Source organism: Streptomyces sp. NPDC041205 (assembly GCF_055591765.1).
On record NZ_JBVIZH010000008.1, the window covers coordinates 155,046 to 180,160 of the forward strand.

The 25,115-nt window shown below is 73.3% G+C and carries 20 protein-coding genes and 1 riboswitch; of the genes, 6 read left to right on the forward strand and 14 right to left on the reverse strand.

Going from position 1 to position 25,115, the window contains the following annotated elements:
- Window positions 1–2 precede the first annotated feature (2 nt).
- Together ACZ6BG_RS30440 and ACZ6BG_RS30445 are read right to left on the reverse strand one after the other, a co-directional pair.
- Entirely contained in the window at window positions 3–938 is a 936-nt protein-coding gene (locus ACZ6BG_RS30440; protein ID WP_469007442.1) for a hypothetical protein, read from the reverse strand.
- Entirely contained in the window at window positions 935–3,625 is a 2,691-nt protein-coding gene (locus ACZ6BG_RS30445) for a prenyltransferase/squalene oxidase repeat-containing protein (RefSeq protein ID WP_469007684.1), read from the reverse strand. The genes ACZ6BG_RS30440 and ACZ6BG_RS30445 overlap by 4 nt, the downstream gene beginning before the upstream one ends.
- A gap of 395 nt (window positions 3,626–4,020) precedes the next feature.
- A riboswitch (cobalamin riboswitch) is annotated at window positions 4,021–4,169 on the forward strand.
- Window positions 4,170–4,284: 115 nt separating this feature from the next.
- On the opposite strand from ACZ6BG_RS30445, the gene ACZ6BG_RS30450 reads away from it, so the two are divergent.
- Entirely contained in the window at window positions 4,285–5,703 is a 1,419-nt protein-coding gene (locus ACZ6BG_RS30450; RefSeq protein ID WP_469007443.1) for a hypothetical protein, read from the forward strand.
- A 444-nt stretch (window positions 5,704–6,147) separates the two neighbouring features.
- Here ACZ6BG_RS30450 and ACZ6BG_RS30455 read toward each other — a convergent pair whose 3' ends face one another.
- The gene (locus ACZ6BG_RS30455) at window positions 6,148–6,687 is read right to left on the reverse strand and encodes a heme-binding beta-barrel domain-containing protein (RefSeq protein ID WP_469007444.1); all 540 of its coding nucleotides are present in this window, start codon (window positions 6,685–6,687) and stop codon (window positions 6,148–6,150) included.
- Window positions 6,688–6,747: 60 nt separating this feature from the next.
- Window positions 6,748–7,575: a hypothetical protein gene (locus ACZ6BG_RS30460; protein ID WP_469007445.1), complete on the reverse strand. Its 828-nt coding sequence runs from the start codon at window positions 7,573–7,575 to the stop codon at window positions 6,748–6,750.
- Window positions 7,576–7,937: 362 nt separating this feature from the next.
- On the opposite strand from ACZ6BG_RS30460, the gene ACZ6BG_RS30465 reads away from it, so the two are divergent.
- The 3 genes from ACZ6BG_RS30465 to ACZ6BG_RS30475 all read left to right on the forward strand — a co-directional run bounded on the left by ACZ6BG_RS30465 (window position 7,938) and on the right by ACZ6BG_RS30475 (window position 10,711).
- Window positions 7,938–8,771 carry a hypothetical protein gene (locus ACZ6BG_RS30465; protein WP_469007446.1) on the forward strand — a complete coding sequence of 278 codons (834 nt, stop codon included), beginning with the start codon at window positions 7,938–7,940 and terminating at the stop codon, window positions 8,769–8,771.
- Window positions 8,772–9,001: 230 nt separating this feature from the next.
- Window positions 9,002–9,358, forward strand: a complete 357-nt coding sequence (locus tag ACZ6BG_RS30470) for a DUF779 domain-containing protein (RefSeq protein WP_385719407.1) — start codon at window positions 9,002–9,004, stop codon at window positions 9,356–9,358.
- 69 nt (window positions 9,359–9,427) lie between these two features.
- Entirely contained in the window at window positions 9,428–10,711 is a 1,284-nt protein-coding gene (locus tag ACZ6BG_RS30475) for a phosphodiester glycosidase family protein (protein WP_469007447.1), read from the forward strand.
- A 27-nt stretch (window positions 10,712–10,738) separates the two neighbouring features.
- On the opposite strand, the gene ACZ6BG_RS30480 is transcribed toward ACZ6BG_RS30475, so the two are convergent.
- From ACZ6BG_RS30480 to ACZ6BG_RS30515, 8 genes are all read right to left on the reverse strand, one after another.
- Complete coding sequence (locus ACZ6BG_RS30480) at window positions 10,739–12,331, reverse strand: hypothetical protein (RefSeq protein WP_469007448.1); 1,593 nt, start codon at window positions 12,329–12,331, stop codon at window positions 10,739–10,741.
- A 422-nt stretch (window positions 12,332–12,753) separates the two neighbouring features.
- Window positions 12,754–12,948, reverse strand: a complete 195-nt coding sequence (locus ACZ6BG_RS30485) for a hypothetical protein (RefSeq protein ID WP_190119224.1) — start codon at window positions 12,946–12,948, stop codon at window positions 12,754–12,756.
- A 127-nt stretch (window positions 12,949–13,075) separates the two neighbouring features.
- Window positions 13,076–13,981 (reverse strand): phosphatidylinositol-specific phospholipase C/glycerophosphodiester phosphodiesterase family protein, encoded by a 906-nt coding sequence (locus ACZ6BG_RS30490; protein WP_469007449.1) that lies wholly within the window; start codon window positions 13,979–13,981, stop codon window positions 13,076–13,078.
- Window positions 13,982–14,115: 134 nt separating this feature from the next.
- Entirely contained in the window at window positions 14,116–15,201 is a 1,086-nt protein-coding gene (locus tag ACZ6BG_RS30495) for a 2-hydroxyacid dehydrogenase (RefSeq protein WP_469007450.1), read from the reverse strand.
- A gap of 105 nt (window positions 15,202–15,306) precedes the next feature.
- Window positions 15,307–15,921 carry a histidine phosphatase family protein gene (locus tag ACZ6BG_RS30500; protein ID WP_469007451.1) on the reverse strand — a complete coding sequence of 205 codons (615 nt, stop codon included), beginning with the start codon at window positions 15,919–15,921 and terminating at the stop codon, window positions 15,307–15,309.
- Entirely contained in the window at window positions 15,918–17,645 is a 1,728-nt protein-coding gene (locus ACZ6BG_RS30505; RefSeq protein WP_469007452.1) for an FGGY-family carbohydrate kinase, read from the reverse strand. The genes ACZ6BG_RS30500 and ACZ6BG_RS30505 overlap by 4 nt, the downstream gene beginning before the upstream one ends.
- Window positions 17,638–19,191 (reverse strand): FGGY family carbohydrate kinase, encoded by a 1,554-nt coding sequence (locus tag ACZ6BG_RS30510; protein WP_469007686.1) that lies wholly within the window; start codon window positions 19,189–19,191, stop codon window positions 17,638–17,640. The genes ACZ6BG_RS30505 and ACZ6BG_RS30510 overlap by 8 nt, the downstream gene beginning before the upstream one ends.
- 5 nt (window positions 19,192–19,196) lie before the next feature.
- Complete coding sequence (locus tag ACZ6BG_RS30515; RefSeq protein WP_469007453.1) at window positions 19,197–20,501, reverse strand: MFS transporter; 1,305 nt, start codon at window positions 20,499–20,501, stop codon at window positions 19,197–19,199.
- Between the two features lie 272 nt (window positions 20,502–20,773).
- Between ACZ6BG_RS30515 and ACZ6BG_RS30520 the strand changes: the two genes are divergently transcribed.
- Both ACZ6BG_RS30520 and ACZ6BG_RS30525 read left to right on the forward strand, forming a co-directional pair.
- Window positions 20,774–21,577, forward strand: coding sequence for a DeoR/GlpR family DNA-binding transcription regulator (locus ACZ6BG_RS30520; RefSeq protein WP_469007454.1), 804 nt, complete (start codon window positions 20,774–20,776; stop codon window positions 21,575–21,577).
- 33 nt (window positions 21,578–21,610) lie between these two features.
- Window positions 21,611–23,125: a caspase family protein gene (locus ACZ6BG_RS30525; RefSeq protein ID WP_469007455.1), complete on the forward strand. Its 1,515-nt coding sequence runs from the start codon at window positions 21,611–21,613 to the stop codon at window positions 23,123–23,125.
- A 316-nt stretch (window positions 23,126–23,441) separates the two neighbouring features.
- Here ACZ6BG_RS30525 and ACZ6BG_RS30530 read toward each other — a convergent pair whose 3' ends face one another.
- Window positions 23,442–24,161: an ABC transporter ATP-binding protein gene (locus tag ACZ6BG_RS30530; protein WP_469007456.1), complete on the reverse strand. Its 720-nt coding sequence runs from the start codon at window positions 24,159–24,161 to the stop codon at window positions 23,442–23,444.
- On the reverse strand, window positions 24,154–25,080 hold the full coding sequence (locus ACZ6BG_RS30535; RefSeq protein ID WP_469007687.1) for an ABC transporter ATP-binding protein: 927 nt from the start codon (window positions 25,078–25,080) through the stop codon (window positions 24,154–24,156). The genes ACZ6BG_RS30530 and ACZ6BG_RS30535 overlap by 8 nt, the downstream gene beginning before the upstream one ends.
- Window positions 25,081–25,115 lie beyond the last annotated feature (35 nt).

A 25,115-nucleotide genomic window follows, 5' to 3' on the forward strand; every position in this document is an offset into this window, starting at 1 on the left:
TCCTACTCCGTACGGCGGCGGCGCTTGGCCGCGTACGCGCCCGCACCGCCGACAAGCAGCACCAGGGCGCAGGTGAGGGCGGCCGGTACGTACGAGCCGGAGTCGTGGTCGGCGTCGGCGGCCGGGGCGGCGTCGACGACCTTGGTGGACGGGCTCGGCGCGGCCTTCGCCTCGGAGGAACCCGCCGACGGCGAGGGCTTCTTGGTGGCGGAGGGCGACGGCGACTTCTCGCGCTTCGGCTTCGCCTTCTCCTTCTTCTTGTCCTTCTTCGGCTTGGGGGCGGGCTTCTCCGTCACGGGGCGCTCGGGGGCGGGGCCGGTGTCGACGCCGGGCGGCAGCGGCTTCGCGGTCTTCGTCTCGTGCGGGGCGGGTGCCTTGCCGCCGGTGGGGCGGGTGTTGCGGGCGCGCAGTTGATCGGGGCTGACCGTGGGACGGCCCTTGGTGCCCTCGATGTTGGTGCCGTCGAAGATCCACAGGTCGACGCTGCCCGGCTTGGGCTTGTAGAGCATGGCGCCGAGCTGGCTGTACTCCCAGGTGTTCTCGCCCGGGTCGGCGTGCCAGTACGACCAGTAGGCGGTGGCGGGCGGGGTGAGGACGCAGTCGTCCTGCGCGGGCGTGGGGAACTGCTTGCCGCCCTTGTAGCCGCTGTAGCCGATCCGGCAGATGAACGCGGGGCCGTCGTGGCCGGTGCCGGTGGTGCGCCAGCCGCCCTGGTTGAGCAGTTCGTAGCCGGTGGTGGGCGTAGTGCCGCAGGAGCGCAGGATCGGCCCGCCCCAGTCGCTGAAGTCGACGGCGAGCACCGCCCCGGACCGGGTGGTGCACTGCCCGATGGGCCGGGGCGCGGCGGTGGCCTGGCCCGTGGTGGCGGCGAGCGCGCCCGCCGCCAGGGCGAGGGCTCCCGCCGCGCTCAGGGCCGTGCGCAGGAAGCGGCGGATCACTGGCCGCCTCCCGCGAGTCCGCCGCGGCGGCGGGCCACGACGAGGGTGCGCCAGCCCGCGAGGCACAGGACGACGGCGGCGAGGGCGAGCCCCGTCACCTGGGCGCCGGTCGAGGCGAGGGGCCCGGTCGGGCTGTCCTCCCCCGCGGATCCGTCCGGGCCGCTTCCAGGGGTGACGATGTCGGTGCCGGTGCCGCCCCCGTCACCGGGGGCGTCCGAGGGGCCTTCCCCGGAAGCGCCCGGCGGCTGCGGCCGGGTGCCGTCCAGGTCGCGTACGAGCGTGCCGAACGAAGTGCCCATGGCGCCGCCGAGCGCCTGCGTCGAGGCACGGACGTCGGAGCCGCGCTGTCCGCCCGCCGCCACGTTGAAGCCGCCGTCCCGGTTCTGCTGCTTGGCCAGGAACTTCCGGGCCTTCTTGATCTGGGTCTTGTACTTCGGGGCGTCCAGGGAGAGGCCCTGGACCGCGAGGGCCGCGGAGTTGACGGAGTCACCGGACGCGCCGGGGAACCCTCCGCTGCGGAGCTGCTTGGACGCGATCCACTTCAGGGCCTTGGTGACGGCCTTCTCGGAGCGGGTGTCACCGGCGAGGTCAAGGGCCATCGCGGCCATGGCGGTGGAGTCGACCTCGGAGTCACCGGTCGGCGGGATGAGGCTCGGCCAGGCGCCGGAGGTCTTCTGCAGGCTCCGCAGGTACGTGACCGGGGCCGCGGCCGCCCGCTTCTCGCCCGCGCGCAACTGCGCGATGACGGCGAGGGACTGCGAGAACACCGAGGGGGCGTACCGGTAGGCGCCCTTGGCCGCGCAGCTGCGGTCCGCGCCCTGGCTCTTCTTCTTGCACACGGCCTTGCCGAGGGCCGCGATCAGGTCGTGCCCGGCGAAGTCGCGCGGATCGCGGCCGACGGCCTGGGCGAGCACCGCGACCTTGCCGATGGAGCCTCCGGCCGCGTGCGAGGTGCCCACGCCCGTCCAGTCGTTGACGGTGCGCCGCCCGGAGCTCGCGTCCTTGCCCTTGCCGTCGAGGAAGTCGACGATCCCGCGCAGCACGTTGTTGTTCGTGCCCGTGGCGGCCAGCGCGTAGGCGCCGTCGATGGTCAGGCCGTAGTCGGCGAAGCCGGTCCCTGCGACGTTCTCGTAGTAGTGGCCCTTCTTCAGCCGGGAGCCCGCCGTGAGGTAGGCGGTGCCCTTCTTCAGGTCGGGGCCCTCGCCGGCGCGCCACGGCGGCTTCACACCGGGGGTCGGCGGCTTCACCGGGTCCGGGTCGGCCGGGTCGGTGGGCGGCTTGGTCGGGTCGACGGGCGGCTTCGTCTGGTCCGGGCGCTTCGTGGTGAGCGCGGCGAGGCTGGTGCGCGCGCCCGCGAACGCGGCGGCCCAGGTCGGGAAGATCACCGGGTCGGTGGCGCCCTCGTCGGAGCCGAAGCCGCCGGACTTCGTCTGCTGCCGCGACAGCCAGGACACGGCGGCGTCCGCGCGGACCGTGTCGCCGAGGAGCCGCATCGCCTGGGCGGACCTGGCGGTGGCGGTGACGTCTCCGGTGGTCACGCCCGGGTAGGCGGCGACGGCGCCGGTGGGGAGCTGGGCGCCGCGCAGGTTCTTGCGGGCCTTCGCCACGGCGTCGGCGTGGCCGCCCGCCTGTTGGAGGGCGATGGTCGCGTACGGCGTGGTGGCGGGGTCGCTGTAGGAGCAGGTGTCGCCGTCCCGCAGCAGCGTCGGGCTGAAGCCGCCGTCCTTGCACTGGTGGGCGGCGACGCGCGCGACGGCGTCGGCGGGGATCTTCCGGCCCGCGCGGTGCAGCGCGAGCACGGCGAGGGCCTGGGTCTCCACGTCGCCGACGGCGGGGAAGTCGCCCTTGGCGACGCAGTCGGCGGTGCCGCCCGCGGTGCACACGCTCTTGCCGAGGTCACCGGCCAGGTTGTGGCCGCCGAAGGAGTGCGGGTCGCCCTCGGTGCTCTCGGCGAGGAGCGCGAGCAGGGCCGCGCCCATGGGGCTCGGGGCCTTGGCGGCGCCCTGCGGGTAGGCGAACTCCTCGGTGCGGGCGGCGAGATAGGACTTCATCCGGTCGAGGGTGGCGCTGCGGCCGCCGGTGGCCGCGAGGGCCAGGGCGGTGTTCGCCGTCTGGTGGAGGTTGGCGTTCTCGGCGCCCTCGTCGCGGACGTGGTCGCCCTCGGTGAGCCGGCTCTTGAGCCAGGTGTCCGCGGCCTTCAGGTCGACCTTGCCGGGCTTGACGTCGGGCGGGTTGTCACCGGGGTCGGTCTGGCCGCCCGCGCGCACCTGGGCGGGGGTGAACGTGGGGCCGCCGCTGGTGCCGTCGGGGTCGGTGGCGCCGAACACCCAGGCCTCGACGGAGCCGTTCTTCGGCTTCTGGCTCATGGCGCCGAGCGGGCTGTACGTCCAGTAGTCCTGGCCGGGCGGAGCGATCCAGTACGACCAGTAGGCCGTGGCGGGCGGGGTGAGCCTGCACTTCTCCTGGCCCGGCGTCGGGTACTGCTTGCCGGAGTCGAACTTCTTGTGGCCGAGGCGGCAGATGAACGCGGGCCCGTCGTGCTCGGTGCCCTCGGTGCTGAATCCGGCCTCGTGCAGCAGGTCGTAGCCGGTCGTCGGGGTGGCGTCGCAGCCGCGCACCACACCGCCGCCCCAGTCGGCGAAGTCCACCGCGACGACCGCGCCCTTGGTGCGGGTGCAGGAGTTCATCGGATCGGCCGCGGCGGGAGTGGCCGGGCCGAGCAGCAGGACGCCGCCGCCCAGCGCTGTCACGGCCGCGCACAACAGCGCGACGCCTCTCGTGCGTATGCTCCGGACCCGTCCGGTTCCCTGCCCCACCACTGCCCCCTGGGCGTCTGCCGCTGCGGAGTGCGCGTGGTGGCAGGTCCGGGGCCGGGGGCCCGCGTGGAGATACCGTCCGAACCACGCCGTAGTCCGCGACGGCGTCAATCGCTTGCCCTCAGTCCAGGTAATCCGGCTCGCCCGCCGGGCACTTGAGGTGCTCGGCGAACCTACGGTTGCGGGTCAGCGCCGGACTTCGACCGGCTTCCCCTGATGACTGAGCTTGGAATCGGCCGAATTAGAGCACAGTTGCGAATGTGGTGGCAAGGGTGTGCGGGTTGTGTGAGGTTCGAGTACCGTCCTGTGCTGCCGATCGGGGGAATCTGGTGCGAACCCAGAGCTGACGCGCAGCGGTGTGGACCGGCAGGGAGCCGGGCCGAGCCCGAATGCCCGAACGGCCAGCGTCAATGGACGTCGACCCCACGCGCTCGGGCGACGGCCGCGTGTCGTCCGGCCCGGGTCCGCGCACAGGGGACCGGCCGCGGGGGTACGTGAGGCCGCCGCCCCCTCTCCCGGGAGCCCCCGACATGACCTCATCCCGTGCCGCCCGCCGCACCCTCCTCGCCGTACCCACCGCCCTCGGCGCGGTGGGCGCCCTCGTCCTGACCGCGCTCCCCGCGGCCGCCACCGCGTCCCCCGGTCAGATAGCCACGTCCAAGACGAACGGCGTGAGCTATCTCAGATCCCTGCAGGGCGCGGACGGTTCGTACGCGGGCGCGGGCCTGTCCAACGAGTGGGCGTTCTCGGCGTTCGCCTCGGCGGGTACGGCGGCCGCCGACGTCAGCCCCGGCGGCGACACCTCGAAGAACGCCCGCGCCGTGTACCGCGCGCACCTGGCGGCGGCGGGCTGGCCGGGCACCTCGCCGGTCGTCACCGACTACGAACGCGGCATCATCAACGCCTACTCAGCGGGCATCGACCCGGCCCGGGTCTCGGCGAGCCGCAACCTGGTCGCGGACACCTACGCGCACTGGCAGAACTCCGCGCCGGGCTACTGGGGTTCGCCGTCCAACTTCAACGGCACGGTCTTCGCGCTGATCTCGCTCGGCGGCGCCAGGACCCAGTCCGGCGCCAAGCGCGTGCCGCAGGCCCTGCTCGACAGGTCCGTCGCCACGGTCCGCGCCAACCAGCACAACGACGGCGGTTGGAACTTCGGCAGGGCCGAGGGCGACCCCGACGCGCTGGCCACGCCCGGCGACATCGACATGACCGGCGCCGCGATGGCCTCGCTGTGCGTGTCCGGGGTGCCCGCGACCGACCCCGCCATCACCAGGGCCAGGGCGTTCCTGAAGTCGAAGCTCATCAACAACTCCGGTGCCTTCGCCGCCATGTTCGGCGCGAACACCGACTCCAACGGCTGGGCCGTCTCCGGCCTCAACGCCTGCGGCATCAACCCGCAGACCGGCGACTTCCTCACACCCGCGGGCAAGACCCCGGTGGACTTCCTCATCGCCCAGCAGTTCAAGCCGGGCGGCGGCTTCAAGTATCTGCCGACCGACACCACGCCGTCCGCGTACGCCTCCATCGACGGTCTGCGGGCCGTGGCCGGAGGCGGCTTCATGACGGCCCCGCCGGCCCCGACGACAGCGGGCGCGTCCCGCTGGGTCGCCACCTCCGGCTTCACACCGGGCACCGCGACGAGCCTGGCCCTGACCGTCGACGACGGGACCTCGCTCAAGGTTTGCTCCGTCGCCTTCACGCCGACCGCCAAGACCACCACGCTCGGCGCGGTCCTGGACGCGGCGTCCTCCTCGGCCACCCCGGCGGGCTGCGTCACGTCCGTCACGCCGGGCAGCGGCACCGGCACGATCACGGCTCTCAACGGCAAGGCCAACAGCGGTGGTTCGACCTGGAAGGCGAGCGTCGACGGCGCGACGGCGGCTGCCGCCGCGCGGAACAAGGAGATCAAGCTCGGGGACACGATCTCCCTGCGGTACAGCGGCTGACGGCACCTGACGGCCACCGGCCGTCCGCGCAGGATGGCCTCACCGGCCTACCCGGCGCGGGCGGCCGGTGGGTGCGCGTCAGGCGTCGTGAACTCGTACCCGGCTTCCAGCAGGCGTGGAAGGAAGACTGGGGCCGTCATCGAAGGTGAGGGCAAAGCATGCGCGAGCCGCCGCCCACCGACTTCTCGGGCCCGGGCCCGGCAGGCGGGGGCGCGGCCCCGAGGGAGAACAGCGCCGCGCCTCCCAAGGTCAGGAACCCGCGCCGCGGAAGCGAACTCATGGCGGAACCCCACCACAGAGGCACCCCGAACGCGCCACGAGCGGCCCCGCCACGCCGAGCACGACCCCCTCAACCCGGACACCCCCTACTCCGTCGGGCTGCCACGGCCCCCGGGCGTCACGCGCACAGGGCTACCCCTTGCGTCACGCGCACGAGCACAGGACCTACCCCTTGCGTCGCAACACCGCCCGCAGATGGTGCTGCAACGGCTGGCCGACGGCCGCGAGGTCGTGGACGAACGTGAGCGTGTCGTCGGCCAGGGTGTAGCGGCGGCGGGTGGCGTCGACCTCCTTGGCGGTGGGGGTGCGGGCCACCTCGTGGGTGCTGAGGTCGACGGTGCCGTCGGCCGCCCGGCCCACCGAGATCTCCGCGATGCCCGTCGGCTGGGTGATCAGCGCCTCCACCCGGCCGTCGGGCTGCAGCCGCCACCAGCCGCTCTCCCGCGCCGAAGGACGCAACGGCGCGTCGTCGGCGTCGAGGAGCCAGGCGCGGGCCTCGTAGCGGAGGAAGGGGCGGCCGTCGTGGCTGAAGGTGACCTCCTGCGCGTACGTGAAGTCGGCGGCGAGCGTCGGGTAAGTGCCCTGCCCCCGGCCGTGCCAGGTGCCGAGGAGCCCGAGCACCGGCGCGAGCAGCGCGTGCGGCGCGGGTGCCTGATCGGGCCGCGGGCCGTCGGGGTAGGGGTTCTCCGGTACGGCGTCGAACACGGTGCGCGCTCCTGGGATCGGGGTCGGGCTGGGCCGGGTGGAAGCCTAGAGGGCCGCCGTCTACGCGGGCGTCCGCCCCGCCCCCGCCCGCCCGCTGTCGGCCAGAAGGGCCCGCACCGACGCGACGAACGCGCCCCGCTCCTCGTCGAACCCGGTCCGTGGCCGCAGCCAGCGGTCCTCGGCGGCCAGGCAGTCCCAGGACACGGGGTCGCCCGCGACGGCGAGCAGCCGCCGCAGGTCGTCCTCCGTCAGGACGCCGCTCTCCACCGGCGCGCCGTCGTCCGCCAGGACGCCGCTCCCCCTGATCAGGTACTCCAGGAAGTCCAGGTCGTCGGGGCGGTCGTCCTCGTCCCGGCTGCCCCACCCCTCCAACAAGTCGTGGGCGACGAAGGCGCAGCCGTGGGCGTCGTCCTCGCACCACTCGGCGTTCCCCGGACACCACCGCCGCTCCAGGGCACGCAGCGCGGACCGCACCACGGCCCGCCGGGCGGCGTACCGCTCCATGCGCGCGCACCGCTCCCGCACCGCGTCCGCGTGCCGCACGACGCACTCAGGACCGAGCACCCGCAGCCCCGAACACGCCTCCGTCAGCGCCTCGCTCCGGGACCGCAGCGCCTCCGCACGGGACCGCGCGTCGATCTCCCCCAGCCGCCACACCACGTCGGCGAACGCGTCCGCGGCGCGCAGGAACACCGTCCACGCCTCGCACCGCTGCGCCTCAAGCCGCAACTCCCGCTCCACGGCCGCCTGCGAGCCCACCGACTCCAGGGCGACACGCCACCCGAACACCGTCTGCCAGCGCGCCACCACGACGGCCGCGAGAGCCGCCACTCCCGAGAAGGCCGCTCCCAGCGCCGTGAGAACCGTGTGCACATCCTGTACGCCCATCCCGCGCAGCCTGCCGTCCTGTCCGCCCGCGCCCGGGCATATGACAGCAACAGCACGCACCTTGTGCTCATCCCGGCACAACGGTGTCGCCCGCTGTCCATGACCGACCGATCAAGGTGGGAGCACCGCGCCCACCCTCCCGCCTTCCGCCCCGCCGCGAACCGTGCCTGACGTGAGGGGCATGGAGAGCCGGCACCCGCTCGGGCCGTTCCTGCGCGCCCGCCGGGCCCTGCTGCGGCCCGCGGACATCGGCCTGGAGTCATCGGGCCGACGGCGGGTTCCGAGGCGGGCCGCACGGAGCCCGGGGCGGCCGCCGCCGGGCCGGTTGTCGTACCGTCACAAGTGTGACGTAGCGTGTCGGCATGTCCACGCCGCCACCACCGCCCCCGCAAGGGTTCGGCCCCGCTCAGGGCCCCTACGGGCAGCAGCCTCCGCCGTCGCCGTACGCCCCGCCGCAGTACCCGCAGCAGGCCCCGCCCTACGGCCAGCACGCGCCCTATCCCGCTGCTCCTGGGCCCGCGCCCTGGGGCGCGCCGTACGGCGGACCGCCGCAGGGCGGGCGCCGCACCGGCAAGATCCTCGGCATCGTCGGCGGTGTCGTGGGCGCCATCATCGTGATCCTCGTCGCGCTCGCCGTGATCGGCAACACCACGGATGTCGGGTTCCCGGAGGCAAAGTACCGGCTGCGCATGCCGAGTGAGCTGCTCGGCGGGAAGTACAAGCTCGCGCAGGACCTCTCGGACACGGCGGGCCGGGAAGTGGTCGAGGAGAACAAGGGCCGCTCCAACGTCCGGGACCCGAAGGCGGTCGTGGGCCAGTTCACGGGCAAGGGCACGAACGCGACGGACGCGCTCGTGATCTCCGGGATGTACGGGCGGTTCAAGGATCCCGGCAAGGCGCGTTCGGACCTGATGAAGGGATCCGCCGACGCGGAGGGCGCCTCGGTCGCCGTCCCCGCCCGGGACATCACCCCCAAGGGCTCGGACCTCACCGTGCGCTGCCAGGTCCTGAAGTCGTCGCAGAACGGCGTGACGAGCAACGTTCCGCTGTGCGCCTGGGCCGATGACAACACCGGCGCGGCGGTGGGCGAGGTCACCCCCAAGAGCGCCACGCAGGACCCCGAGGGCATCGACCTCGACGCGCTCGCGGAGACGACGCTCAAGGTGCGCGAGGAGATGCGCGAGCCGATCGGCTGACGCAGCGGCACGGATGGGCGGGCGGCCCGCGGGCCGCCCGCCCATCCGTCTTCCCGGCCACTTCTTGCTCCGGTCCTCCCCCTGTTTTCTCGCGCGCCGCCCCTCCGCTTGCGCACGCCCCCCGCACGCCCCGCGACCGCCGCAACCTCCTCGCAACGTCCCGCCGCGTTGACTGGACCAGCCGCGCCGTCACGGTGCGGCGTCCGCCGTCCGGAGGAGTGCGATCACCCATGGCCGACACCCCGCGCGTGGAACTCACCGCTGCCGCCGCCGATCTGCTGCGACGGCTGCGGGCGGCCCACGGTCCGCTGATGTTCCATCAGTCCGGCGGCTGCTGCGACGGCAGCGCGCCGATGTGCTACCCCGACGGTGAGTTCCGCACGGGTGACTCCGACGTTCTGCTCGCGTCGCTCGACGTGGCGGGGGTGGCGGAGCCAGTACGGTTCTGGATGTCCAAGAGCCAGTTCGAGGTGTGGAGTCACACCCGGCTGATCGTCGACGTCGTGGAGGGCCGGGGCAGCGGCTTCTCCCTGGAGGCGCCCGAAGGGGTGCGTTTCCTGATCCGTTCCCGGCTCGTCGGGACATAGCCATCGCCGTCTGGTCAACTCCTCCTGCCACTGGGACAGTTGGCAGCCCGTCCGAGACGAGGGGGACCTGTGACACGGTGTACGCGACGTAGTGGCCGGCGCAGAACCGGCACCCGGCGATGGGCGGCCCGAAGAGGCCCCCTCGCCGTCCTCACCGCCCTGACCACGCTGGCCGGTGCCGCCCTCACGGGGGCGGCACCGGCCAGCGGCGCTCCCGGCGACGGCGCGGCGGCGAGCACGCTCATCGCGCCCGGTGTGGAGTACCGGGACTTCGACATCCCCACCCCGCGCGGCCCGGCACACGCCCACGTCCTCGAGGTGAACCTGCGCGATCCGCGGGTCCGCGTCGGGCTGCTCCACCCCGGCGCGGTCGGCTCCCGGCAGGCGGTGTCCGCGATGGCGGACTCCGCCGGGGCCGTCGCGGGCGTCAACGGCGACTTCTTCAACATCACGGAGACCCAGCACCCCGGGGTGGAGGCGACCGGCGCGCCCGTCGGCCCCGCCATCGCGTCGGGCCGCGACCTGAAGGCCGCGGTGCCCAACGGCCAGCGCTTCGGCCCGGCGCTGCCGCCCGGCACGACCACCGAGGACGTCCTGGGCGTGGGCATCGACCGCAGGGCCCGCCTCGACCGCATGGCTCTGGACGGCCGGATCCACACCCGCTCGGGCCGCCTGCCGCTGCGCGGCCTCAACCAGTACGCGCTCGCGGAGGGTTCCATCGGCGCGTTCACCAGCGCCTGGGGCCAGACCTCCCGCGTGCGGGCCACCTGCGGCACCGACACCGACCGGGGCGCGCCGTGCAGCACCGACACCTACGAGGTGACGGTGCGTCACGGCCGGGTCGTGGGCCAGGCCGACGCTCCGGGCCGCGGCCCCATCGCCGAGGGCACCACGGTCCTCGTCGGCCGCGAGGCGGGCGCGCAGGAGCTGCGCAAGCTGTCGCCCGGCGAGCCGGTGCGGGTGCGCCACCGCCTGGTCGCGGCGACGTCACGCGTCCCGTACAGCTTCGCGCTCGGCGGCTACCCGCTCCTGCGCGGCGGCGCGCCGCTGCCCGGACTCGACGACCGGGTCGCGGCGGTGCGCACCTCCGCGGGCATCTCCGCCGACGGCAGGCGCCTGTACCTCGTCGCCCTGGACGGCGCCCCCGAGTTCCGCGCCGGTCTGACGATCGCCGAGGTCGCCGCCTCCCTGCGCGCCCTCGGCGCCGCCGACGGCTTCAGCCTGGACGGCGGCGGCTCCAGCACGCTGGCCGCGCGGGAGCCGGGCGCGCCCGCGGTCTCGGTGCGCAACCATCCGAGCGGCGGCGCGGAACGCCCGGTTCCCAACGGCATCGCGGTGTTCTCCCGTACGTAGTCGGCGTAGCGGTGCGGGGCGCCCTTCCTACTGAGCCCCGTCCCGCACCGCCACCAGACCGTTGAACACCCCGACGTACGCCGTCCCGTCCGGGCCGAGCGTCACGGGCGCCCAGTTGTTGTCGTACGCGACGCCCGTGCCGGTGAGCCGCTTCCAGCGGGGCTCGCCGGTGCGGAAGTCGACCGCGGTCAGGTACCAGGCGTCGATGCCTAGACGGTCGGGTTCCTTCGTGTAGAAGTAGAGCAGCCCGTTCGTGGTCGACAGCTTGGGGACGGTGGACGGCGAGCGCACGGGGCTCTCCCACACGGTGTCGCAGCCGCTGCCGTCCGCGCGCACGTCGATGCGGCTGACGCCGCCGACGACGCTGCGGCCGAAGGTGAGCGAGGTGATGTTCTCGTAGCCGTAGTTGTTCTCCACGACGAGGCTGTTGCCGTGGCTGATCAGGGAGTTGTCGGTGGTCGACGCGCCGGATCCGAACACGGGGACCTGGCAGACCAGACGGCGGCTCTCGGGTACGTCGGGGTCGCGGCGGTAGACGAGGACGTGCATGCGGTCGTCGGCGTTGTCGGTGATGGCCACGTAGTCCTCGTCGGTGCCGAAGAGGTCGGGCGTGGTGCCCGAACCCTGGTTCACCGAGCCGGGTTTGGTGCCGGTGCCGCGGTCGTAGGTGCGGCGCCAGAGGACCTTCGGGGTGCCGTCGGCGGCGGCCTCGAAGCTGTACAGGGCGTGGTCGGAGACGATCGAGATGCCGTCATCGGCGACGGAGAACGAGTTCTGGATCTCCTCTCCGCCGAGCCGCACGGAGCGGATCGCGCCGCTGTCCGGGTGGAGGGTCCCGACGCGGCCCTGCCGGGTCACCCACCAGATCCGGCCGTCCCAGTCGGGCATGACGGAGGTGACCGGGTCGCAGGTGCCGCTGGGGTACAGGTTCGTCCACGACACGCAGTCGTGCGGGACGTGCGCGGTCAGGTCCCAGTCGTCCTCGACGACGAACCGCCAAGTGCCGTCGGGGGCCCGTTCGTGCGCGAGCCGCACGATGTGCTGGCGGGAGTCGGCGAGGACGAGCCGGTCCTTGTCGTCCAGGTAGGAGTAGGCGCCGCCCGACGTGTCCTTGAAGATCTTCGAGAAGTCGAGCCGGGTGATGGCCTCGATGGTGGAGGGGCGCTGCGGCAGCTTGTACTCGGCGAGGGTGCGCAGGCTCCCGGGGTCGAGCAGCTTCACGAGGAATCCAGAGAAGGTGCCGCAGACGGTGACGATCCGCCCGTCCTTGTCGAAGGTGACGGTCGCGCACTCACCCCCGAGCGCGGCCATCTTCTCGCTGGTCACGCGCGGTTGGCGGCCGAGCGGGCCGTTCCAGGGGTAGGTGCCGCTGCCCGCCGCGTCGGCGTGCATGCCGCTGCGGCCGTTGGCCGCGAGGTAGGGGTGCTGCGGCGGCGGGTCGCCGGGGACCGGGCGGGCCGGGGCGGGCTGTCCGGTGTACGGGGCGACGAGCCGGTGGCCGGGCGCGTTGGGGATCTCGTCGGCGTGTGCCGGGACGGCGAGGGCCGGCAGGACGGCCGCCGTCAAGGTGAGGCACAGCGCGAGGGCCCGGCCGCGGTTACTTCGGGTAAGGCGTGGCATGGCCCGAAGCTAGGACCGACTCCTTGAAGTGTCCATGCGCGTAAGGGAGTTGTTCACGCGGCCGCAATGATCATGACCGGAACGAGGCCGGGAGCAGCAAGGGCGGGTGCGGCGAGCGCGCGTGCAGGGCGCCACCGCGCGGGCCTGGGAACCGGACGGCGCCCTCCATCGGATGCGGAGACCCCGAAGCCGACCAGTTCGACATCCCGCCGGGCGAACCTTTCAAGATCAGCGCGGAACCGGTGAAGGACGGCGCCGGCCTGTTCCTTTGGCGCCTGGACACCATCGCCCCAGACGATGTCGAAGGATGCGAGGACGACATCAGGGCCTGCTAGCAGGCTTCGGAGGGCGCACCGCACGGACACGTCCGTGATCGCCCGACTGATTCCTCATGCTGCTTGTCGAGCAGCATGAGGAATCAGTCAGGGGTGGATACCGCTGACGATGTCCGCCGTCGCCGTCATCCCGTTGTGGATCGTGGGCGCCACGCTCGTGCTCGCCAGGTAGAAGCCGAGCAGGCCGCAGATCACGGCGTGCGACACCTTCATCCGGCCGTGGCGCAGCACGACCACCGCCAGGATCAGGAGCAGCAGCCCCACGGAAATCGAAACGGCCATCACGGACCTCCTCCGCCACGCCGGAATCACGACTTTCGGCGGCAAGTGTGGCGTAGCGGAGGGTTTGTCCGGGTGAGATGTGTGTCCGCCGGACGGGTGGTTCCGCGGGAATGCGAGGGCCCGGCCGTTACCTTCCGCGCGCGTCCAGGAAGCGCTGGAGTCCGGCGAGGTCGTCGGTGTTGAGGTGGTCGACACCGGCGGCGAGCAGTTCGCCCCACACGGCGTCGCGCTGCGGGCCCGCCAGGTCGGGCGTGGCCCAGAAGCGGACGCGCTGCCCGCGCTTGTGCGCCGCGGAGACGATGCCCCGCAGCTTCTGGCGCTCGGCGGGCGGGATCGGGCCGACGCCCTGCCAGGTGAAGTTGAGCGACCAGTTGTCGCTGATGAGAGGGATGAACGAGGCGGGCGCTGCGGTACCGAGATCGGCGAGGCGGCCGTCGTAGAAGGCACGCCGGACCCGCTGGGCCTCCATCGGCACACGGGCCGCGCGGTCGCCGGAGATCACGGCGGTGACGGCGGAACGGCGGACCTTGCCGTGCGCGTACGTGGTGAACAGGTGCCGGTAGCGGCGCAGGTGCAGGTCCAGTTCGCGGTACGTCGACGCGCCCTCGGTCTTGATGTCGATGAGGAGCTGGAACTCACCGTGCCAACGCCGGTACACCGACCCGTGGTTGGCGCGGACGCGGGCCGCCAGCGGGTCGAGGTAGAGCGATTCGAGGGTGCGGTTCGGGTCCAGGTCCTCCGGGTCGTGGGCGACCAGGAGTTTCCCGCCGACGAGGAAGATGTCGGCCTCGACGCTGGTGAAGCGGTGGTCGAGGGCGTCCAGGAGGGGGCGGGGGTGTTCGTAGTCGTTGTGCGCGTGGGCCTGGGCGAGGGGGCGGGGGCGCGGGTGGCGGGCCGCGCCGGCGGGCTCGGCGGCGGGGAGGTCACCGGACGGTGAGCCGTCGGCGGCGTGGGCGAGTTGGGGCGCGGCGACGGCGGTCGCGAAGGCGGCACCGAGGGTGCCCAGGGCTCTGCGACGGGTGAAGGGGGCCATTGGGGGTTCTCTCCCGGGGTCACGAGGGGACGGGGACGGGGCCCGGCGGTGGCCGGAGCCTCAGTGAGTATGAGGCTCCGGGCGCCGCAGGAAACCCCCATGGCCTGGGAGTTGGCGCTATCGACCCCGTGCGTTCACCGCGTTCGGCTCGCGGTGGCCTCCGGGTTGGCGCAGTGGGCCAGCGGCTCACCGCGCAGGTAGCGGCCGACTTCCGCCGCGACGATGCGGGCCGCCTTGTGGGCGACCTCCTGGCTGGCGCCCGCGATGTGCGGGGTCATGACGATGCCGGGAGTGGACAGGAGACGGGAGTCGGCGGGGACGGGCTCGTGCGGGTAGACGTCGAAGCCCGCTCCGGCGAGTTGGCCGCTGTCCAGGGCGTCGCACGCGGCGTCGTAGTCGAGGAGGGCGCCGCGGGCGCAGTTCACCAGGACCGAGCCGCGCGGCATGCGGGCGATCTGGTCGGCGCCGATCATGCCCCTGGTCTCGTCGGTGACGCGAGCGTGGAGGGAGACGATGCGGGAGCGCGACAGCAGCTCGTCGAGCGTGACCTGTTCGCCGAATCCGGCGAACGCCTCCGGGGACACGTACGGGTCGTGGACGAGGACCTCGGCGCCCATGGCCACCAGGATCCGCGCGACCCGGCTGCCGATCGCGCCGTACCCGACCAGGCCGACCGTGGTTCCCTCGATCTCGATGCCGCAGTTGTCGTAGTCGTAGTAGTCGCCGCGCCACACGCCCCGGCGCAGGTCGGTGTGCGTGTCGCCGACGCCGCGCGCTGCCGCGAGGAGCAGCGTGAGGGTGTGCTCGGCGGTGGCGACGGCGTTGCGGCCGGGCGCGTAGCAGACGGCGACGCCGTGCCGGGTCGCCGCCTCCAGGTTGACGTTGACCGGGCCGCCCCTGCTGACGCACATCAGCTTGAGGTCGGGGCTGGCCGCGAGGACGCGTTCGGTCAGCGGCGCCATCTGCGTCACGCACACCTCGACGCCGGCCAGCGCCTCGATCAGCTCGTCCTCGGTGCCGGACGCCTCGATGACCTCGCCGACGGGGCCGAAGGGCGTGTGCGGCCAGGGCAGGGTGAGTTCGCGGACCGCAACGGCGCCGTCGGTGGCTCTGCGGACCTCCTCGCCGAGCAGGCGCGCCAGGACGAAGTGGTCGCCCGCGGCCAGGACGGTGACGGCGGGGGCGCCCGTGGTGCCCGTGGTGGGGCCGGTGGTGCTCATGGGGGCTTCTTTCTGTGCGTGCGGGGTCTGGCGTACGGATCTGCGTCTACGGAAGCTGTGCGTGCGGAAGCTGTGCGTACAGGTGGGGAACAGGTGCCCCCGGGGTCAGTGCGCGGGGTGCGCCGGCGCGTTGAAGCGCAGGAGCGACGACTGCCCGTCGCGCAGGCCCAGTTCGGTGAGGGAGCCGTTGTCCATGTGCGGGAACACCCGGCGGTACTCGCTCAGGGGAATGCCGAGCTGGTCGCAGAGGGTCAGGCGCAACAGCGTCGAGTGGGCGACGACGAGCACGCGGCCGTCGGGGAAGGCGGCGGCGATGTCGGCGAGGCAGGCGCTCGCGCGCGCGGCGGCCTCGCGCGGGTCCTCGCCGTCGGGCAGGTGGTGGGCGACGGGGTCGTCGAGGAACGCGTCCAGCTCGCCGGGGAAGCGGTCGCGCATCTCCGCCCGGGTGAGGCCCTCGCCGCGGCCGAAGTCGACCTCGCTGAGCCGCTCGTCGACACGCGGCGTCAGGCCGAGCGCCTCCCCCGCGGGCGCCGCCGTCAGGCGGGCCCGCGACAGCGGTGAGCTGAACACCGCGTCGATGCGCTGCCCGGCCGCCCAGGCGGCGAGTTCGGCGGCCTGGAGCCGGCCGCGCGGGGTGAGCGCGACGTCGGTGCGGCCCGCGTAGCGGTTGCCGTCGTGCCAGACGGTCTCGCCGTGGCGTACGAGAATGACGTGGGTCACTGCGCTGTTCCTCTTGCTTGTCGGTGTTCCGGGTCCGTCGCGGCTCGGCCTTGGTGGTGTTCCGGGTCCGTCGCGGCCCGGCCTTGGTGGTGTTCCGCGTCCGTCTCGACTCGGCCCTCCCGCTGATCCACGTCAGTCCCCGCCCGGCCCTCCCGCTGTCCCGCGCCCATCGCCGCCCGACGCCCTCCCGTCGTCGACGCCCGCTCCGCCCGCGCGCGTGCGTGCGCCGCGACCTCCGGAGCGAGCCACCCCCGGGCCGCGAGCGCGTCGACGAAGCCGAGGTAGACGGGCGCCCAACGGGCCGTCCGCGCCGGGTCCGGGCGGATCTCGGCGCCCGTGCGCACCATCGCGTCGGCCGCGTCCCGCACGGGCACGCCGCTCGACGTCGCCGCGAGGACCGCCATCCCGACGGCGCCTTCGGCCTGTTCGGGCACGCGCACCGCCCGGCCGAGCACATCGGCGCGCAACTGGTTCCAGTAGGCGTTGCGCGCGCCGCCGCCGGTGAAGGTCAGTGGCCCGTCGACGGGCGCGCCGATGCGGTCCAGGTAGTCGAGGCACAGCCGCTCCACGCAGGCCACGCCCAGCAGGTACGCGTGGAGGCGCCCGGCCTCACCGCGCGGTGTGCCGAGGGCGAAGGGCGTGGCGTCCGCCGCACGGAACGGGAACCGTTCGCCGCCGCTCGACACGAGCGGGTACGCGACCGCGTCGTCGTCCAGGGCGGCCCCGGCCGCCGTGAGCCCCGTGAGGTCGGCTCCCGGGAACTCGTGTGCGAGCACGCCCGCGCCGCTGCTGGACGCGCCGCCCGGCAGCCAGGTGCCGCCGGGGCCGCGGTGGCAGTAGACGACCCCGCCCGGGTCGCGTACGAGGTGCGGGCTCGTGCCCTTGAGGACGAGCGTCGTACCGAGCACCGAGTTCCACGCGCCGGGCGCCAGCGCGCCCGCGCCGATCTGCGCGGCGCAGCCGTCCGTCATCCCGGCGACGATCGCCGTCCCCTCGGGGATGCCGGTGGCCTCGGCGGCGGCCGCGCACACCGCGCCGAGGACAGTGCCGGGCCGGACCACGTCGGGCAACAGCCTTTCGGGGATGTCGAGTTGGTCGAACTCCTTCGTCGGCCAGCGTTCGTCGACGAGGTGGTAGCCGGTCTTCAGGGCGTGGCTGGCGTCGCTCGCGACCTGGTGTCCGGCCAGGCGCCAGGTGATGAGGTCGGGCTGGTGCAGCAGGCGGGCGTCCGGGCGCGCCGCCACCCGCGTGTGTTCGAGGAGCCACAGCAGCTTGGGCAGCGCCCAGGACGCCTGCATGGAGCGGTAGCCGAGTTCGCCCCAGACGGCGCCGCCGACCGCGTTGACGCGGGCGGCCTGGTCGGTGGCGCGCCCGTCGTCGTACATCAGGCCCGACGTCAGCGGGACGCCCCGGTCGTCGGCGAGCAGGAGGGTGCCGGAGGTGGCGTCGAGGGCGAGGCCCCGGACGCGGGCGGGGTCGTCGAGCGCGGCCGTCGCCTCCCGGCAGGCGGCGGTGAGCGCCGTCCACCACTCCTCGGGGTCCTGCTCGTGGCGGACCCCGTCGCGATGGCTGGTCAGCGGCCGGGACGCGGCGGCGAGGACGGTGCCCGCGGAGTCGACGGCGACGCAGCGGGCGCTCTGGGTGCCGAGGTCGAGGCCGAGCCAGACGGCTTCGGGCGGGAGTCCGGCGGGGCCCGGGCGCGGATGGGGGGCGGGGTCAGGCACGGGGGGCTCCTTGCGGTGCGGTACGGGACCCGGGAGCGGTCGTACGGGATCCGGGCGCCGCCGCCGTCCACCCGGCCTCGCGCGCCAGCGTCCGCCACCGCAGGAACTCCTCGTACAACTCGGCGTAGAACTGGGCGCGCTCCGGGTCGGGCTCCCAACTGGTGCGCATCCGTACGTATTTGGCGGCGGCGCTGTGCATGCTGGACTCGGCGCCGGTGAGCACGAGCCCGGTGAGGAAGGCGCCCTTGGCGCCGAGTTCGGTGTCGCCCGAGCGGGCCGTGGGCACGCCGGTGGCGTCCGCGATGAGGCGGCACCACTCGTCGTTGTTGGCGCCGCCGCCGCACAGCCTCAGCTCCGTCACGGTCGTACGGGACGCGGCGAGGGAGTCGCGGACGACGAGGGAGAGGCCGTCGAAGACGGCGCGGGCGAGGTCGGCCGGGGTGTGCTCCAGGGACAGGCCCCAGAAGGCGCCGCGGGCGCGCGGGTCGAGGAACGGCGCGCGCTCACCGGCCGGGGACAGGTATGGCAGGAACATCAGGCCGTGCGCTCCGGGCGGCGCGGAGAACGCCAACTCGCCCAGTTCCGGCGGCCCTTCGAGCTGGAGGGTGCGCGCCGCCCAGGACAGCACCTCGACGCCGCTCAGGGTCGGGAAGGCGCGCAGGACGCGCTCGCGGCCCCGGTAGGCGATGTTGATGCCGGACGGCTCCCCGGTGGCGTCGACGTCCTTGCGGACGATCTCCGTGCACAGCGTCGTGCCGAGGATGCCGCACGCCTGGCCGGGGTTGACGACGCCGACGCCGCGCGCGGTGGAGGCGATGTCGTACGGGGCCATCACCACCGGGAGGCCCGGCTGCACGCCGAGTTGGGCGGCCGCGTCACCGGTGATCTCGGCGATCCGCTCGTTCTCGCCGAGGACCTTCGGCAGGAGCCGGGCGTATTCGCCGAGGCCGAACAGGTCCACGATCCCCGGGTCGTAGTCGCCGGTCGCGTGGTCGAGGAACGGCGCCGACGCGTCGGACTCGTCGATCGCGGTCACGCCGGTGAGCTTGAGGAAGAGCCAGCCCGCCGCCGTCAGGGAGGCGCTGGAGCGGGCCAGGCGGTCCGGGTCGTGGGCGGCGAGCCAGCTGAACACGGCGTTCGGCATGCCGCTGCACGTCAGCGAGCCGTTGCGGCGGAACGCCTCGCGCAGCACGCCCTCCCGCTCCCAGCGCGTGAGGATGTCGCCCGCGCGCCCGTCGGACCACAGGACCGCGGGCCCGGTGGGCCGCCCCGCCGTGTCCACGAGCCAGGCGCCGTCGCCCTGCGCGGTGAACGTCACCAGCCACACGGGGTCGGCGGCCCCGGGCCGTTCGGCGAGGGCGGACAGGGCGGTGCGGACGGTGTAGACGACGGCGTTCCACACGGTGTCCATGTCCTGCTCGGCCCAGCCGGGGTGGCGGCGCTGCACCTCGGTGGCGAGCCGGGAGACGGCGAGTTCGCCGCCCTGGTCGTCGAAGACGACCGACTTGATCATGGTGGTGCCGACGTCGATGGCGAGTACCGACATGGTGGTCACAGACCCTTCGTGGCGGGGGTGGCGACGGCGTGCGCGACGGCGTTGGGTGCGGGGCCGCTGTCCGCGGCCGTGGTCCTCAGTACGAGGGTGAGGGCGGCGCTCACCGCGTGGAACCCCGCGAAGATCCAGACGACGCCGCCCACGCCGAGCGGCCCCCGGAAGATGCTGACGACGAGCGGCCCGACGAACGTGGAGGCACCGGCCCCGAGGTTCAGGGCGGCCATGGCCTGGCCCTTGTGGGCGGGCGCGATGGCGGTCATGAGGGCGGACAGCGGCACGTACCCGGAGAGGGTGGCGCCGTACAGCACGGCGACCAGGACGCACAGCGCGTACTGCGCGCCGGCCGCCGCCGGGACGTAGTACAGGAGCAGCGTCGAGACCGTACAGCCGACGCCGCCGCACCACGCGACCGTCGCGCGCCAGCCGACCTTGTCCCCGACGACGCCGAACAGCAGGTTCGTGACGATGTTCGTGGCGAACATGATGGCTAGGAGTCTGAGCCACTGGGCGTTGGAGAGCCCGACCTCGTGCATGAACCACGCCGGAAGCATCACCAGAAAGCCGAACTGCGAGGCGGTGTTGAGCATCCGCACCACGGCCCCGGCGCCGACGCGCGGCTCCCTGACGAGGATGGTGAGGCTGCCGGTGAGTCCGGACAGGGGGCTCTCCCCCGCCGGGGCGAGCCGCGCCGCGCCGGTGGGCTCCCGGACCATGAGCAGCGCGAGCAGCCCGCCGACCGCCACCACGCCGAGGGCGGCCCACAGCGTGCCGCGCTCCCCCACCATCGGGATGAGCAGGCTCGCGGTGAGCGAGCCGAGCGTCGGCAGGCCCGCGGAGAACGCCGACCAGAACCAGCCCATCGCGCTGCCCATCTGCTTCGGCGGCGCGACCGCGGCGATCCACACGAGGAACGCGTAGGCGAACAGCGGATAGGCGAGGCCGCGCAGGCCGTAGCCGAGCAGGAGCAGCGGATACGCCTCGCTGGGGACGGCGACCGCGAGGAAGAAGACGTGCGTGGCGACGAAGGCTCCGAGGCCGAGCCACATGACCTTGCGCGGGCCCCACAGGTCGGAGAGCGCGGCGGACAGCCATCCGGCGACGGCGCCCGTCACTCCGTACACGGTGAACACCATCGCGACCTGCGACGACGGGATGCCGAGGTCCTCCAGGTACGGCGAGAGGAAACCGGCCTCGATGCCGACGCCCGTCATGAAGACCAGGAGTCCGAGGTAGCCCCAGGACAGGGGCTGCGGGATACCGGCGCGTGTGAAGAGCGAACGCGGCACGGGGCTGTTCGTCATCGAAGCTCCCCCAGAGGGCGTGGGATGGAGAGGGTCGGCCGCCCCTTGCGCGGGTCGGCATCGACTGGGCTGGAGAGAGCAAACAGCTGGCCGAAAAGGCACGTCAAACACTTCGCGAATCCTCACGCGGAGGGGGCGGCGGGCTGCGTGAGATGCCGCGCGGCGCCCGCGTCCACTGCCGGTCGAGCCGGGATCCACGCTCCCTCACCGAGTGAAGTACGTGAGATCATCACTCGGGCACTTCACACTGATGGGACCGGGAAGGCAGAGCCATGGCCGAGGGCGAAGGCGGCGCGGCGGACCGAGTCGAGGTGCGCGAGCAGCGCAGGCGCCGCATCCGGGAGCAGGTGGTGGCGGGCGGCTTCGTGCGCGCGGCCGACCTCGCCGACACGTTCGACGTGAGCCTGATGACCGTCCACCGCGACCTGGACTTCCTCCAGTCGCAGGGGTGGCTCCGCAAGGTGCGCGGCGGGGCGACCGCCCTGCCCTCGGCGCAGTTCCACGGCAGCGTCGCCGAGCGCATGACGACCATGGCCCAGACGAAGCAACAGCTCGCCCGCGCCGCGGCCCGGCTCCTCGTCCCCGGCCAGACGGTTCTCCTCGACGACAGCACGACGTGCCTGCACCTGACCCGCGAGCTGGCCGGGCACACCCCGCTGACGGTCCTCACGAACTCGCTGCCCGCGATCACGGCACTCGCCAAGGAGCCCGGCGTCTCCCTCATCGCGCTCGGCGGCGCCTACTTCCCCGCGTACGACGCGTTCATGGGCCTGCACACCGCGGACAGCGTGGCGGCGTTCCGCGCGGACGTCCTCTTCATGTCGACGACGGCGGTGACCCGCGGCCGCTGCTATCACACGTCACCGGAGACCGTGCAGGTCAAGCGGGCGATGATGGCGGCGGCCACACGCCGCGTGCTCCTGGCCGACCACACGAAGTTCACCCGCGACGGCCTGTACGCGCTCGCGCCGCTGACGGACTTCGATGTGGTGGTCGTCGACGAGGGCGTGGCGCGGGAGGAACTGCGGGGGATGCGGGAGCGGGGGGTGGAGGTGTTGGTGGTGGAGCGGACCTGAAGGGCAGCAGGGCAGAGCTGAGGGTGGGGCTCAGTGGCCGCCCACGAAGGCGGGCGTCCGGTCCGCCCAGGGCATCGCTTCCTCCAGTCGGGCGCCGAGGCGGACCAGCAGGTCTTCCCTGCCGAGGACACCTTCCTCGTGTACTTCACCGGCCACGGCCAGACCGGGCCCCGTAACGAGCTCTACCTGAGTCTCGCGGAGACCGTCCCGGACGAACTCAGGGTCAGCGCCCTGCCATTCGACCTGTTGCGCGACGTGCTCTCCGACTGTCCGGCCGCCAACCGCGTTGTCATCCTCGACTGCTGCTTCAGCGGGCGTGCCATCCAAGACATGGCCGACGATGAGGCAGCCGTCCTCGGCCAGGTCGGCATCGAGGGCACGTACGTCCTGACCTCGACCCCGGTCAACACTGTGGCACTCGCCCCTGCCGGGGCCGCCCACACGGCCTTCACCGGCGAACTGTTGCACCTGCTGCACACCGGCATCCCGTCCGGACCGGAATTCCTCACGTACGGCGAGATCTACCGCCGACTCCTGCGCACCGCGACGACCCGCGGCCTGCCCGTTCCGCGGCAGCGCGGGACGGGGACTGCCGACCTGCTGGCACTGAGCCGGAACCCCGCCGTGTGTACGGCCACAACCAGCATCCGGCCGGTCGCGCCGCCGTCCCGGCCCAGGCCCGTGGCGCCCCTGCCGGTGCCGTCCTGGTCGTCTCCACCTGGCGATACCGAGGTGCGAGACAGTGACCCCCGACTCCTGCGGATGGCGGGGCGGCTGTTCCTGTTGGCGATGTTTCTCTGCGCGCTTCCGCGATTGGCCGCCTCGGTCTACCTCGCCGCGGTGGGTGAGTACAGCCTGGTGACGAGCGTCGAGGAGTGGCGGAGGTACCCGGGCTCGACCGTGATGTACCTCGCCGACATCACGGTGCCGACGTTCCACCTGCTGGCCGGTGTGGTCACATGGCGGCTGTGTGCTCTGCGCGGGAAGGCCGCGTGGTCCGGTGCTGCACTACTGATGGTGTACGGCCTCGACATGGCCGGAACGGCTCCGCACCGGCTCTCGGACTACGCACCCCGGACACTGGAGCTTTCCGGGTGGGACCGGGAGGTGGAAACCACTGGTTTTGTCCTCATGGGTGTCGTCCTGGCCGCCGTAGCCATCGCGATCGTCCGGACGGGACCGCCGCTGCGGCTACAGCATCCCGCGCGATGGCGGGCGCCCGCCGCTGCGACCGCTCTGACGCTGGCCGTGGTCGGCTTGTACGTCTCGTCCCGTCTGGGCTTCGAGGCGCTCGGATGGAACGTGGTGTCGATGTGGGTGGTTACCGGCATCCTCGCGGGCGCGGTACCACTCGCCGCGCTCTTCGTCCGGCCCATCGAGTTGGCGTGTGGGCTCGTGGGTGGCTGGCTGGCCGTGATGCTGCACCAAGAGATCTCGTTCTGGAGCTTTGCTCCCTCCACCGCGCATGCCCAATACCTCTGGCTGGGGCTGGCCACTGCCGCCTTGCCCACCTTGTTGTGGGCGTACCTGAATCGGAGCGCGAGGTAGTCTCCAGCCGAGTCACTGACGCCTGACACCGGCACAAAGCCTCGGCGCAGCGCCGGCACGGCTGGAGGAGCGGGAACGGGAGATCGCCGCGCAGGCCGATGCGGCCAGGTGCGGATCGTGGCGGTGTTCGCCACGGCTGACGCCCGCCGCGGGCACGGCAGGTGTACGAGGCGATGGGCCTGGAGATCGTGCCTGACACCGTCAGCAGAACCCGCCCGAGGCTCAAGCGGTTCGTCGAACGCGGGACCCTTGGCCGGGGCCGATCAGAGCCTGTCCTTGAACCCCCGTCGTTCGCGCGAAGCGCGGGCACACCCCGCTACCTGTCCGCTCCCCCGGGACGCAGCGGCAGATCGGACATTGAATCTCGTACCGCCCTCTCAGGCCGCGTCAGCTCGCCCCACTCCACCGTCCGGTCGCACCACCGCTCAAGCAGCACCCTGTCATGGCCCACGGCCAGCAACCCCGCGCCGCTGTCCGCCCGGTAGCCCTCCACCGCCGTCACCAGCGCCGCCGTCGTCGACGCGTCCAGCATCGCCGTCATCTCGTCGCAGATCAGCCAGCGCGGGCGCAGAACCAGTGCGCGGGCCAGGCAGGCGCGCTGGAGTTGACCGTCGCTGACCTCGTGCGGGCGGCGGCCGAGCAGGTCCTCGCCGAGGCCGACGGTGCGCGCCAACTCTCGTACGCGGTCCGTGGCTTCGGTCGCGCGGCCGGTGGCCCGCAGGGGCTCGGCGACGAGCTGGGTGAGGGTGAGGCGCGGGTCGGCGGAGAGCCGGGGCTGCTGGAAGACGACGCCGAACGCGGTGCGCTGGGCGCGCGGCGCGCGGTGGCGCCAGCCGCGTGCGGGCTCGCCGTCGATGACGACCTGGCCCCGGTCGGGCCGGTGCAGCAGTGCCGCGACGCGCGCGAGCGTCGACTTGCCGCAGCCGCTGGGGCCGAGCAGACCGACGGACTCGCCCGGCTCGACGGTCAGGCTCACATCGCGGACGACGGGGTCGCGGCGGTCGTATCCGGCGGTCAGGGAACGCAGTTCAAGCACGGGACGCCTCCAGGGCGGCGGCGACCGGGTGGTGGCAGGCGGCGCCCGATGAAGGCTCCGCCGGCAGCGCGGGTACGACCGCACAGGCCTCGTCGGCCCGCTCGCAGCGCGCGGCGAACGCGCACCCCTCGGGGAGCGCGGACAGCTCGGGCGGCATGCCGGGGACGGGCCTGAACTCCCGGTCGGGCAGCGCGTCGAGCAGCCCGCGCGCGTAGGGGTGGCGTGGCCCAGGCTCGCCGAAGAAGTCGGCGGCGTCGGCGATCTCGACGATGCGGCTCGCGTACATCACGGCGACGCGGTCGGCGATCCGCTCGGCCGCCGCCAGGTCGTGGGTGATCATCAGCAGCGCCCGGTCGTCTCCGACGTGCCGCCGCAGTTCGTCGACGGTGCGGTCGACCAGCTCGCGGTCGAGGCCGGTGGTGGGCTCGTCCGCGAGGAGCAGCGGGGCGTCGCCGATGAGCGCGAGGGCGGTGGCGGCGCGCTGGGCGAGCCCGCCGGACAGCTCGTGCGGGTAGCGGTCGAGGTGCCCGATCGGGAACGCGGCACGCTCGGCGGCGGCCTCACCCGCCTTCCGCAGCGCGGGCCTGCGCACGCCCGCCAACTCCCTGAGGGTTTCCTCCAGTTGGGAGCGCACGGTACGTACGGGGGTCAGATGCGCCGCGGGGCTCTGCGGTACGAGGCCGACGCGCCGCCCGCGCACGGTGCGGGCGAGGGTGCGCTCGTCGGCGGTGAGCAGGTCGGTGCCGTTACCGAGGAGCGCGGACCCGGCCGTCTGGGCGTTCTCCGGCAGGAGGCCGAGCAGTGCGGAGGCGAGCACGGACTTGCCGCACCCGCTCTCGCCGACGAGCGCGAGGCACTCGCCCGCGGCGAGGTCGAACCGCGCGTCGGTGACGGCGGCCACGTGGGCGCCGCCGCGCATGCGGAAGCGGACGGAGAGGCCGCGTACGGAGAGGA

What these genes read in the sequence shown, in the direction of transcription:
- ACZ6BG_RS30495 (WP_469007450.1), bottom strand. Translation starts at nt 15,201, where the DNA reads ATGAGCACCACCGGCCCCACCACGGGCACCACGGGCGCCCCCGCCGTC.
- ACZ6BG_RS30510 (WP_469007686.1), bottom strand. Translation starts at nt 19,191, where the DNA reads ATGTCGGTACTCGCCATCGACGTCGGCACCACCATGATCAAGTCGGTC.
- ACZ6BG_RS30445 (WP_469007684.1), bottom strand. Translation starts at nt 3,625, where the DNA reads ATGAACTCCTGCACCCGCACCAAGGGCGCGGTCGTCGCGGTGGACTTC.
- ACZ6BG_RS30535 (WP_469007687.1), bottom strand. Translation starts at nt 25,080, where the DNA reads ATGCGCGGCGGCGCCCACGTGGCCGCCGTCACCGACGCGCGGTTCGAC.
- ACZ6BG_RS30480 (WP_469007448.1), bottom strand. Translation starts at nt 12,331, where the DNA reads ATGCCACGCCTTACCCGAAGTAACCGCGGCCGGGCCCTCGCGCTGTGC.
- ACZ6BG_RS30515 (WP_469007453.1), bottom strand. Translation starts at nt 20,501, where the DNA reads ATGACGAACAGCCCCGTGCCGCGTTCGCTCTTCACACGCGCCGGTATC.
- ACZ6BG_RS30485 (WP_190119224.1), bottom strand. Translation starts at nt 12,948, where the DNA reads ATGGCCGTTTCGATTTCCGTGGGGCTGCTGCTCCTGATCCTGGCGGTG.
- ACZ6BG_RS30470 (WP_385719407.1), top strand. Translation starts at nt 9,002, where the DNA reads ATGGCCGACACCCCGCGCGTGGAACTCACCGCTGCCGCCGCCGATCTG.
- ACZ6BG_RS30465 (WP_469007446.1), top strand. Translation starts at nt 7,938, where the DNA reads ATGTCCACGCCGCCACCACCGCCCCCGCAAGGGTTCGGCCCCGCTCAG.
- ACZ6BG_RS30490 (WP_469007449.1), bottom strand. Translation starts at nt 13,981, where the DNA reads ATGGCCCCCTTCACCCGTCGCAGAGCCCTGGGCACCCTCGGTGCCGCC.
- ACZ6BG_RS30520 (WP_469007454.1), top strand. Translation starts at nt 20,774, where the DNA reads ATGGCCGAGGGCGAAGGCGGCGCGGCGGACCGAGTCGAGGTGCGCGAG.
- ACZ6BG_RS30460 (WP_469007445.1), bottom strand. Translation starts at nt 7,575, where the DNA reads ATGGGCGTACAGGATGTGCACACGGTTCTCACGGCGCTGGGAGCGGCC.
- ACZ6BG_RS30450 (WP_469007443.1), top strand. Translation starts at nt 4,285, where the DNA reads ATGACCTCATCCCGTGCCGCCCGCCGCACCCTCCTCGCCGTACCCACC.